The sequence below is a fragment of the Pseudanabaena sp. FACHB-1998 genome, from assembly GCF_014696355.1.
Lineage (GTDB): Bacteria > Cyanobacteriota > Cyanobacteriia > Pseudanabaenales > Pseudanabaenaceae > Pseudanabaena.
The window spans coordinates 1-11262 of record NZ_JACJQA010000053.1 but is presented as its reverse complement, the minus strand read 5'-3'; the positions used below and the strand labels follow the sequence as shown (position 1 = coordinate 11262).

Below are 11262 nucleotides of genomic sequence, written 5' to 3'. Positions count from 1 at the left end.
GCTTGGTTGAAGCATCGAATTCGCAAACTTTTACGCAATTCTGACAATTTACGTGATGCCATGGAATCTGTTCTGGCCGCTTCTGCGTCCTAATACACTTGGCGACAGCTATACAACCGTGAGGTTTTTAATGGTGACATTGGTTCGATTACGGGTGTCGATTTAGAGGAACGGGAAGTCACAGTGATATTTGGCGATCGGCAAGTGACCTATGATTATGCCGATCTCAATGAGATTGCTCTGGCTAGAGCAACGACAATCCATAAAGCGCAGGGCAGCGAGTACCCTGTGGTAATCATGCCTCTGTTTATGCAGCATTTTCTGATGCTTTCTCGTAATCTTTTCTACACTGGACTGACTCGTGCGCGAAAGCTTGTCATTATCGTCGGGGAGTCGAAAGCGATCGGGTTGGCGGTCAAACAAGTTAGCGATCGGCATAGATATACTTATCTAGCCCAACGGTTAACTAAGTTTGCAGATTCTCAATCCTAGTCTATTCTTACCTCCAGATGACTACCGAAATTCTTACTAAATCCTTGAGGTTTTTTGATTAACTTGCGGATGCAGCATAAGCTTATGAGGTTGAATTTTTGGTTTTGCCAAATCTAAGTTTTTATCGGAGAATTATTATGGCGCATGCAGAGTTATACAAAGGAGATGCCAGTGAAGAGGTAACTCTCCTGCAATCATTATTAGAAATCAATGCTGATGGTGTGTTTGGTGATCAAACTGAGGCTGCTGTCATTAAATTTCAGACAGAGCACAACCTTGATGCTGATGGCATAGTCGGTTCATTGACATGGGCAGCTTTAGAAACAAAGAAAGCCGCGCCTGAACCTGAAGTGATTTCCAGCGCTATTGGGAAAATCATGGGTGGAATTGGTTTGGGTAATCAAACTTAAGTTTATTTGTTCAAAGCTATAAAGTTTTGAGCGAAAACTCAAATCAGTAACTTTTAAAAGCTTTACATAGTAAAGCTTTTAAAAGTTACTTATGCAATATTATTGATTCCACATTACCTTTCTACTAAAGATTTTTTGCTGTTAGCGTTGTTTCATTGCTTACAGAAATTCGTCTAAATCAGCCATTGTCGGATCTTCCCAATTCACAGAAATTGCAATATATTCCATGCCCAACGATTCAACTAGTTGTGCTTCATTGGCAATCGCTCCCTTAGAAGTCGGTTAAGCCAGATTAATCACTGTTTACGTTAGCTAAGATAATTATTTTCGTTTGTGAGATCTAGTTGGCGATATATTCTCTTGAAACTGCTTCCCTGTAATTCTCCTTCACCAACGATTTGTAACCCTCTACGTTCATAAAGATGCTGTGCGGCGGATTCATTGGGATGGTTGGAAGTATAAAGCTTTAAAAACTTCTTGCCCTCAGAACGAGCTTTTGTGATCGCAAAGTCTACTAACTGTCCGCCAATTCCCTTGCCTCGTGCCAAAGGAGAAACGCAAGTCCAGCCCAACCAAAGTGAGTCATCTTTGTCCTTAAGATATTTGTAAAGTCCAGTTACCCCTGTTACATCTCCATCCTCATTCAGAGCAACCCAATAACGAGGCTCTGCAATACTCACTAGTTGAAGAATTAGCTTTGATGTCCATCCAGATGTCAAGCTCAGTTTGAAAGCTAAGTCCGCTCTTTCTAGTACTTTTTGATAGGGGAAAACTAGGTTTGCTAATTCAATTGCAGAGGAGAGTGTCGAACGAGAAAGCGCTTGAATTTGCATAGAATCTTTGAACTTATTTGTTGTCTGACAATAGTAAGAAGGCAATCCCATTTTACCAATGAGTGCAAATCCATTGATATAGTAGCGATCGCCAATCGTGATCTTTTTCATGGAGCAATATGCATAAGGAATGTTTGGTTAAGTGGAAATGGGAGATCGTTACTTATGTACCGTGCATTGACAAGATACAAATTTGGAATTGTGAGTCAATACTTCGTTGCTGTGCTTTAGATCGATGATGCCAAGCTTGTTCAAATTGTCGAATGTCCAATTCGCTCAAATTAGCAAATTCAATTTCCTGTCCCTTAACCTGCAAAATGATCTGGCGATCGCCTCTTAATCTCTCAACGGTTAGACTATCTCCACTTCGTTGGATACCGTAAGAGTTTTTACTCACTTCTCCAAAACTATCAGCCCCTAGCTCATTGAGGAGTTGATGACAGAGTGAGACGACCATCTGAGCCTTATCCATGCCTTCATGCTCTGGGGTAATTGAGGTCTTATTTTCAAGCACATTCTCAGGCTGAATTGGGTTGGGTAATTGTAAAGATCGCAATCTTTCTAGTTCCAGTGCAAGCTCGGCAAATAAACTATCTGATAGTCCTTCGGATGCTTGAGGAGGAGATTCTTGACTTGTCAGCTTAGAATTAGCTTCCTGCATCTCCAGAATAATCGGCATATCACGCACTGGATCGTAATTTACCTGCAAATGTTTCTGAAGTCCGCCCCAGCTAAACTCTTTTCCTAATTCATTACCTTGAATGCTGTTATCTCCAAAACTATAGGAAATACCTTTAACCTTCTTATTGCGGGTGTATTTGACATGAGCATCCACGCCTGATTGTCGAAGCTGCTCAATAAACTGGGGCATGGTCATCCCTGCTTTTATCTGTTCAATGATTACCTGCGATATATGAGGCTTCAAGTTATAGATATTAGGTTTTACAGTCTCACTAGACGAATTTTCCAATTTTTTCAAAATACGCGGCAGCGAGTATGCTTTGCCTACACTTGAGCCAGACAGCCTAACTCCATCGTATTTGTAAGCAATGCCTCTGGGCTTTCCCTCTCGATCGCGTTCAACTTTTACTCGAATTTGATCGCGATTTAGCTGCTCTATAAAGTCTGGTAGTGACTTGGCATAAGCCAAAGCAGCACTAATCTTATTAGCAAGTTGCTTCTTGACTGAAGGTTTGCCTGTTTTTCTCTCCTTTTCAATGTGGCGATAGGTTTCCTCTTGGCGATCGCTTGTCCGACTTGACGGAACTGATGCTAATCCAAAATCCTTTTCCAGTTTTCGGATCGATTCTTGGCTGCGCGTCCAATCCCAGCTATCCGAGACAACAGAGCCATCCATTTTCACTCGACTCGTAACTAAATGAACATGCTCATGATTTGCTGTATCGGTATGCTTCACAGCAACATACTGATTATTGATAAAACCCATGTCCTTAAGGTATTGGGCAATCACCTGCTGCCAAGAAGCATCGTTAAGATGTTCATCAGGACTAAGGCTTAGAGAAATATGACAAACTGCTTGATTGAGCATTGGTCTTAACTGTCGCGATAGAGAAAACTCATTCGCAAGACTACGAGGGCTATCACCATCCATATTTGTGTCAATAATTTCTGCACCAGTTTTTTCCAGTACATAGGACAGGCATCCCCGAAAGCCTCTACCCTTAATAATTTTGCCGATCATGCTTCTTTCCTACTCCTCCTGTGGGGTTAAACCTGCATTCGTAGTAATTTGAGAGCGAACATCGGATATTAATGAAGCAAGTTGATTGAGAAAACCAGATAACTTTTGAAATTCATCAAGTTGCGACTGCATAGGACTACCCATCATCACACTTAAATTAGCATCGTGTGTCAACTGATTAATGTTAGTACCAATTTTATTCAACTCAAATTTCATTTGTCCTAACAGGTGATATGTATCCCAATCAACGCTAGTCATTGGAGCTAGTGATGATTGTGGCTCGTACTTAAAAACTGCATAGCGGACAAATTTACTCGATTTAACATTCAGTCTCTTAGCTTTTTCATCCAATACAACTTTCTCATTTTCAGTCATGCGTACCGTGAATTTAACGGATAAAGTCATTACTGCTATTCCTAAAGTTTATTCTGTACAAGTGCTGTTGAAAAAATATTCAAAAGCAAGAAATTCGGCGAGATGGACTCGCTAATTATAATCATAGTCTACATTTTTTATGCAAACTAGAATTTCAAAATATTCCATTTCTACAAAAATTTAATTCTTGCAAAATTAATTGCAACTCAGTTTTTTTATTTGAAGCTTTGAATTTATTAAGGGGGAATCCAAAGGGGGAATTCCCCCTTGGCAAGCGGTCATGTTGCTGTCGAACAAAAATCAAGCGATAGCGCGATTTCTTGTCCGACAAGCAACATAGCTTGCTCCAAACCCCGCACACCCCTGAAACGGCGCAAACTCGTTCGCAAAAAGTTACAACTAATATACAGAACGCCTACAGGAGAGCATACAGAGAGTCTAGCTAATCTCTATCAGAAGTCTACATATGGACTTATGATAGTTTGCCCAAAATCTACAAGAAATCTATGAAGAGTCTACTTATATAGCAAATTCCAGTCTAGTGCAGTACATTGTAGAAGAAAAGAAGAGAAAGTTTTTTAGTGACGACTGAGCATGAAAGCATATTCAATAGACTTGAGAGAAAAGATAATCAAGCTGTCTGAAGAAGGCAAAATATCGCAGCGAAAATTAGCCAAGCAATTTGACGTGGCACTGAGTTTCATCGAAAAGATAATCAAGCAATATCGAGAGACAGGTCATGTTGAACCAAAGAAGCGAACAGAGCAAACCCCAACAAAACTGAACCATGAGCAGCTAGCAGTACTAGAGAAATTAGCCGAGGAAAATAATGATGCAACGCTTGAGGAGTTAAGCCAGATGTTGCATGAGCATACTGGAGTCCTGATTAGCCGAGTCACTGTGTATAGAATGCTCAAGAAGCTAAATATAACCTTCAAAAAAAACATTACATCCAACGGAAAAAGAGAGCGAAAGAGTACAGCAACAGCGCTTTGATTTCTGGCAATCAGTGCGAGGAATTCTGGCAAAGGAGATGATCTTTATTGATGAATCAGGAATAAATTTAGCGCTAACCAGATTGTTTGCCCGTTCAGCCAAGGGAAAAAGAGCCAGAGGCTCAAAACCACTTAAACGGGGTAAAAATGTTTCTGTGATTGGTGCGATAGGACTTAACGGCTTGCTGACCCAAGTTAGTATCTTAGGGGCTGCTGATAGTCTTACCTTTGAAGCTTTTATTGCGCCTAAACTAGTTCCTAAGCTTTGGGCTGGTGCTTATGTATTCATGGATAATTGCTCTATTCATAAGGGCGAAAATATCGAAGCTTTGATTGCGGCGGCGGGAGCGACTCTAATCTATTTACCTCCTTATTCTCCTGACTTTTCACCCATTGAAAATTGTTGGTCAAAGATTAAGAGTATTCTGCGGTCTATTGGTGCAAGAAATTATCCTGATTTGCTCAATTCACTTGAAGATGCTTTTAATGGTCTTTCTAGTTCAGATTTTCTCTCTTGGTTTACCCATTCCTGCTACTGTACCTCACTAGATTGAAATTTGCTATATTCTACACAGGGACTACTAATAATCTACATAAGCCTATACACAAAGACTATTAACAATCAATCAAAAATCTAACGAAAATCAACAAATAGTTATTACAAAAACTAATAAGAATCTACAGATTTCTATACAAAGTCTATAGCAATTTACAGAGAATCTATAGGGAATCTACTTGACAATCTACAAAATTCTACAAGTAATCTATAAATAATCTATAAAGAGTCAACAAATAATTATCAAAAAGTCTACTAATAGACTACATATTTTTATCCAAGGTCTGTAGAAATCTACAGAAAATCTAAGGGAAATCAATAGGGAGTTTATTTATAGTCTACAAAAGTTCTCCTAAAAGCCTATAGATAATCGATAAAGAAGCTACTATAGGTCAACAGATAGTTATCATAAAGTCTACTAGCAGTCTACATATTATTACCCAATGTATTTAGCAGTTCTACAGAGAATCTACGCAAAGTCTATAGGTAAGCCATAAGTATTCTATGAATGGTTTACAGGAAATTCAACTATCTTCTCAATGGGATAAGAGACTATAGAAAATCTATTCACAGTCTACAGATTGTTTACTCAAAGCCTAAAAAAAATAGATCTGACCAAAAATCCTTAGGATATAATCTGAGTAAAGGTTTCAGTGATTGAGATTAATATTCCTAAGCAAGATTAATATAAAAAAAGACTTTTTATTATTGCGTTTGTGGCTATGATAAATTCATCAACTAATCCACATATTTATGGAGTTCCCCAAATCAACAAATTCTCTAAATTACCTTCATCGCAGCACTTGTTATCTGAGATTCCAGACTTATAGACAAACAATCAGCTAAAAAACAATGCCTGAAAACAGACCTTGCTCAACAGTTGTAGAGGTAGCCACAGAGCAGTTGACAGAGCTATCTGATCGGTGGTTTGCATCTATCAAAAACAAAGATAAACTGACAAGGAAAGTAGACATCATCTCATTCCTTGAGGATGCTGTCAGAGCTTTACTTGCTTCAGGAAGTACATATAACGAAATTAGTCAAAACCTGAAAGATGAGCTTCACGTCGATATCTCTGCTAAAACAATAAAGCAGTATATATGGCGAATTAACGAGAAACAAAAAAAGGCTGGGACTAAAGCTAAAACCCATACCGCTAGGGCAAAAAAGGCTTTACAACAAAACAAATCGTTAGAATCTGACTTAACTCAACAACCAATTGCAAGTTTGTCGGATAGCATTGAGAATATCCCCTCTGCTATGGAAACTCTTGCCGATGTAGACAGTAGCGATCGCACTCAACCGATCTCATTAGTAAAGCCAAATAGCATCAAAACCAGCAATCCCAAAAGTATCGTCCCCAAGTCTGTACCTGTAGACGATGACGACGATGATGACTACTTAGCACAACAGAAAATCTTGAAACACTACAATCGTTATTAGGAGGTAACTTTATGGCAATTATTAATCTGATCGATGGTGAAAAAGGTGGAGTGGGAAAAAGTTGGGTTGCTCGAACCATGCTCCAATATCTCAAGGATCGTGCCATCCCATTAGCTGGCATTGAAGCGGATCGCAGCAATCCCACTGTCCTCAACATTTACAAAGACAGTAAGGCTGCTTTTTTCTCTGAAAACGAGAAAATGGCTGATGTCCCTGATTCTATTTTTGACTATGCGCTCAAGAAAACTGTCGTTGTCAATTTACCCGCTCAAGCCCATCGTGCTGTATCCCAATGGATTAATACGAAAGGCTTACTAGACTTGGGCAAAGAGCATGGCGTGTCTTTCATCAAGTGGTTCGTCAGTGATGGTGAAAGTGACTCAATCGAGTTATTCATCGAGTCGCTAGAGCATTACCAAGGCTACATCACCCATGTGTTTATCAAAAACTGGGGTCGCTGTGATGAATGGGGCTATTTCCACGAGCATGAAGCAATCCAGAAGGCGATCGCCGAATATGGTGTAGCCGTGATTGATTTTCCGAAGTTGGGAGATGGTAGGCGCATTGAAATCAATGCTAAACGCCTAACCTTTGATGAGGCTTCTAACTACTCCGAATTTGGCATCATTGGCAGGAATCAAATCAAAACCTTCCTCAGAGATGCTTACAAAGCCTTTGAATCCACAAATCTCTTGCCTCAAAACATCCAGAAAAAAGAAGCAAAGTCCTAGTATGAATAGCGATCCTCAACCCAAAACCTATCTGGATATTGCTATTCATGATTACGATCCCACGGTCAAAGCCAAAATTTATGAGATTGTGGCTAAGTCTGGCATTCCTCAAAACGATCCTTACATTGCGATTTTCTTGTCTAATGCCCAAGTTGCCGCAACGGTGGCTACTGCACCCAACCTGCTCCAAAGTGCCTTAGCCAAAGGCTTTGATGTTGGTATTCAGAAGTTTCGTGACTTTCTGGCGACTCTGCGCGAGACTGCGGTTAAAGAACAGGAGGTAGCGATTAGTCAGGCGATCGCGAATATCCTCAAAAACAAACAGCATCAGGAATCCCAAGGTTATTGGCGGGCGATTAGCTTGCCCTTCATTGGTTTCTGTGCGGGAATGTTGATGATTGGCTTAGCGGCAGGGCTGGTTTCGGGCTTGGCGATCGCTAAAGTACTATCTCCTCAACCTAGTCTAAATCCCCAGACGGCAAAGGATCTAGACTGGTTAGCTAGTGATGATGGCAAAATGGCAAAGAATCTCGTGGACTGGAATCGAGACATTTTGAAGACCTGTCTGCAAGACCAGCAAAACCTTAAGGATGCTTTGATTATTCTCAATGGTAAGTACGTTACGAAAGGTTTGTGCGCTCTTTGGGTTTTGCCTGAAAACCAGAGAGTATATGAAGATCGGCGTTGATTTTATTACACCGAATATTAATCGAAAAAACACTATATCCAATTCATTGGATATAGTGTTTTTTAAATTAACTAAAGAGTCTCTCTAAAAATAGCTGTATTCTCAATAATGTAAGGTTGAAACCCTTAATTTATCGTTGCTACTGTCAATAATATAGAGATATCCTAAATGTTAGTGTCCTCTCTGGGTATGGTGCTGAAACCCAGAGGGTATATGAAGATCAGCGTTGATTTTGGTTGCAAATATCATTAATCGAAAAAAACACTATGTTCAATAATCTGATCAATATGTTTTTGTAAACAAGTAACATTTACAGCAAAAGCTATTCATAATGCAGATTACTTAACCTTTGTATTTGAAATTAGCAGATCTAATGCTTTTCCCGTTGCTTCCATATTTTCGGCTGGGATGATGGCTTGCTGCTTATTTTTTTTGGGTTTCGGCTGCCTTGGTTTCATCTGGTTGCGATCGCTATTCTCAATCCTGCCGCGCTTCCTGATTTCATATCCATGTCTAATTAACACGGCTCTAACCGTGGAATCGCTTAGCCCGAAGATTGTGCCCACTTCGTCTAGGCTCATTGGTTTGCTATATAGCTCCCAATATTTCTGCGCGATTACTTGTTCTTCTTTGAAAGCGGCAGCTTTTTCTCTTCGTGCTACTTCGGAAATGTCGATTCCTGCTCGGACAATTACCCGTTCTATGGTTTTACCTGACAGGTCAAATAGTTTACCCACTTCCTCAAAGTCTAACCCGCCTTCATTTATCAGTTGCCAATATTCTTTGGCACGGTTGTAGTTCTTAAGGCGCTTGAGCTTTTGATTATCTTCGCGTCTCTGCCTGATCCGCATCAAGATCTGGCGGCGTTCTTTTTGTTTTGGGGTAAGCTTTGGTGTGGGTAAGCCTACTATGCCTCCCAGTTTGTGTTTTAGCTTAAAGGTGGGACGATTTTTAGAGTCTACGCTTTGCCTAATCGGGTAGCCATTGCGCTTTAGTTCCCGCAGGATAATCGGATGGGATACTCCAAATAGTTCTGCGGTTTCTCTTAGACTTAGGTGGTGATCGTTATAAGCTTTGTGATACTGGGCGGCGCGATTGGCGGAGGTGACTAAATCAATCCCTCGACGAATGGGAATTCCATGCTTTTCTAGGACTTGGTTGAGAGTCCTAGCTGAGATATTGAGCTTCTGGACTACGGCTGTCCTTGTCACTCCTGTTTGGTATAGGGCGATCGCCTGTTCTTCTTTAGACATCCTTGTGTGGCTCATTCGCGCATGTTTGGGTCTAAATTCACTAAACCCTGATACGACCATCGCGTTATATACCGTTGAAACCGATACCTGATAGTGTTTTGCTATGTCTCGGATCGGGTAGTTTTCTTCTTTGTACAGCCTAATATACTCTGATACATCGGGCATAACTCTAGGAGTCTTCACCTTTGCAGCCTTTGCTTTTAGGCTTTTCTGCTTGTCTGCTTTTTGCTTTTTCATGAACTAGCTCTCAATATTCAAGTGCGTTTTTGATGTTTTACGATATCTGTATGTCGAAAATATATATAAAAGGGTAGAATTTGGTAAAAGTATTCCCAATAATTAGGCTTTTCTACTATGCTTTATTAAATTAATTTCTCCTGAAACAACACAGATCCTCACCTATATTTTGAAATTATCCTCCTATCGGGTGTTGCAACCGAGCATATTTCTTGTGTCATAAAACGTTAAATTTAATGTTTTGTACCAAAACCGTAGTTATTTTATTTAATATTAAAGATGAAATCAACAACTTTAGATCTACGTTCTTTCTCGGATTTAGTTTACCGTGAATAGGTTGATGGCAGTGCGATCGAGCCTGAACTTTTTGATTCTAATGTGGAAATTATAGCAGATGAAATTGTTGAAAGTGGGGGTGAAGTCAACTACCCAATCCATGAGGCTCTGAATTGGAATCCTGCTAAGTGGCGGACTGTCTGGCAATCTGGGAAACAACAGCGTCCAGAGCTGTTTGGAGCGCTCATTCATTCTTGGAATCCCATTCTCGAAAAGCCTGAAGTGTTCCAAGTCAAGCTTAGCAAACCTCTAATCGATCACAAAAAGGGGAAACCCCGTAAGTATGAGAATCCTGCTAAACGCTGACAGGTCGGTGGTTTTGCTTTAGTTCCTCAATCAATTTGGCAAAAGGTAGCCGATCGCTATGGTCTGGAGGTTGATTTCTCGGCTTTACCTGATTCTGTTAATTTTTGGGCTTGGGTAGCTGAACATCCTGAAATTCCGATCTTCATCTGTGAGGGGATGAAAAAGTCTTGCTGCTTGTTATCTCAGGGTTATGTGGCGATCTCTTTGAGTGGCATTACGATGGGACGGACTAAAGGTGCAGATGGTAAGTTGGCTCTGCAACCCTATCTAGCTATGTTCGCGACTCCCAAGCGTCAGGTCTTATTCTGCTTTGATGCCGAAACTAAGGAAAAAACTAAGCATGATGTTTTTCTTGCTACGGTCAAGACTGGCAAGCTATTTGCGGATGCGGATTGCCTCGTTAAGGTAGTTGAGCTGCCTTTGCTGGAAGGTACTGATAAAACTGGTGTTGATGATTTCATTGTTGAGCGTGGAATTGATGCTTTCCATCAGGTCAACTTGGCTGCCATTTCTCTCAATACCTACACATGGGAATATCAACAAGATTGCCAACTTACGTTTAAGCCGTTTAAGAGTTTATCGATGAATGTGATGTTTCAATTGGATCGATATGAAATCCCCGATTACATTCCTAAAACTGGGATTGTGGCGTTGCAATCGGCTAAGGGGACTGGCAAGACTCAAGCGATTGCGGCGATCTTCAAAGGAAGTAATTGATCTTCAATACTATGGGCGATAAAAATCAATAATTCTTGTTTTAATTGATCTAGAAATATCTTCTTTCAACTCATCTATAGCAATCCTAAATGAGTTGTGGAAAAAAGCCATACTTAAAAATCTTCTCAAAGCAAAAGACTTGAAGATGAGTGACTAACTCAAATAACCTCTTCACATTGTCAAAGTTC

11 protein-coding genes and 1 pseudogene are annotated in these 11262 nt (G+C 40.2%); 8 read left to right on the top strand and 4 right to left on the bottom strand.

Going from position 1 to position 11262, the window contains the following annotated elements:
• Positions 1-102: 102 nt before the first annotated feature.
• Positions 103-492 (top strand): annotated as a pseudogene (locus H6F42_RS22400) (ATP-binding domain-containing protein); the annotation flags it as partial.
• Between the two features lie 137 nt (positions 493-629).
• Positions 630-902 carry a peptidoglycan-binding domain-containing protein gene (locus H6F42_RS20680; RefSeq protein WP_190401279.1) on the top strand — a complete coding sequence of 91 codons (273 nt, stop codon included), beginning with the start codon at positions 630-632 and terminating at the stop codon, positions 900-902.
• Positions 903-1210: 308 nt separating this feature from the next.
• On the opposite strand, the gene H6F42_RS20675 is transcribed toward H6F42_RS20680, so the two are convergent.
• From H6F42_RS20675 to mobC, 3 genes are read right to left on the bottom strand one after another with little or no spacing between them, the layout of a single operon-like run.
• Positions 1211-1846, bottom strand: coding sequence for a GNAT family N-acetyltransferase (locus H6F42_RS20675; RefSeq protein WP_190401278.1), 636 nt, complete (start codon positions 1844-1846; stop codon positions 1211-1213).
• Between the two features lie 52 nt (positions 1847-1898).
• Positions 1899-3437, bottom strand: coding sequence for a relaxase/mobilization nuclease domain-containing protein (locus H6F42_RS20670; RefSeq protein WP_190401277.1), 1539 nt, complete (start codon positions 3435-3437; stop codon positions 1899-1901).
• 9 nt (positions 3438-3446) lie between these two features.
• On the bottom strand, positions 3447-3842 hold the full coding sequence (gene mobC, locus H6F42_RS20665) for a plasmid mobilization relaxosome protein MobC (protein ID WP_190401276.1): 396 nt from the start codon (positions 3840-3842) through the stop codon (positions 3447-3449).
• A gap of 564 nt (positions 3843-4406) precedes the next feature.
• Here mobC and H6F42_RS20660 point away from each other — a divergent pair.
• The 4 genes from H6F42_RS20660 (at position 4407) to H6F42_RS20645 (ending at position 8225) form a co-directional block, all read left to right on the top strand.
• A protein-coding gene (locus H6F42_RS20660) for an IS630 family transposase (protein WP_199289220.1) occupies positions 4407-5361 on the top strand; the annotation gives its coding sequence in 2 pieces (ribosomal slippage) (positions 4407-4750 and positions 4749-5361; 957 coding nt in all).
• Positions 5362-6215: 854 nt separating this feature from the next.
• Positions 6216-6806 carry a hypothetical protein gene (locus H6F42_RS20655; RefSeq protein WP_190401275.1) on the top strand — a complete coding sequence of 197 codons (591 nt, stop codon included), beginning with the start codon at positions 6216-6218 and terminating at the stop codon, positions 6804-6806.
• An 11-nt stretch (positions 6807-6817) separates the two neighbouring features.
• Positions 6818-7537: a mobilization protein MobD-like protein gene (locus tag H6F42_RS20650; protein ID WP_190401274.1), complete on the top strand. Its 720-nt coding sequence runs from the start codon at positions 6818-6820 to the stop codon at positions 7535-7537.
• 1 nt (position 7538) lies between these two features.
• Positions 7539-8225 (top strand): DUF6753 family protein, encoded by a 687-nt coding sequence (locus H6F42_RS20645; RefSeq protein WP_190401273.1) that lies wholly within the window; start codon positions 7539-7541, stop codon positions 8223-8225.
• Between the two features lie 338 nt (positions 8226-8563).
• Here the strand turns inward: H6F42_RS20645 and H6F42_RS20640 are convergent, their stop codons facing one another.
• The gene (locus tag H6F42_RS20640) at positions 8564-9715 is read right to left on the bottom strand and encodes a helix-turn-helix domain-containing protein (RefSeq protein ID WP_190401272.1); all 1152 of its coding nucleotides are present in this window, start codon (positions 9713-9715) and stop codon (positions 8564-8566) included.
• A 378-nt stretch (positions 9716-10093) separates the two neighbouring features.
• On the opposite strand from H6F42_RS20640, the gene H6F42_RS20635 reads away from it, so the two are divergent.
• Positions 10094-10357, top strand: coding sequence for a hypothetical protein (locus tag H6F42_RS20635; protein ID WP_190401271.1), 264 nt, complete (start codon positions 10094-10096; stop codon positions 10355-10357).
• A 33-nt stretch (positions 10358-10390) separates the two neighbouring features.
• Positions 10391-11074 (top strand): DUF3854 domain-containing protein, encoded by a 684-nt coding sequence (locus H6F42_RS20630; protein ID WP_190401280.1) that lies wholly within the window; start codon positions 10391-10393, stop codon positions 11072-11074.
• Positions 11075-11262 lie beyond the last annotated feature (188 nt).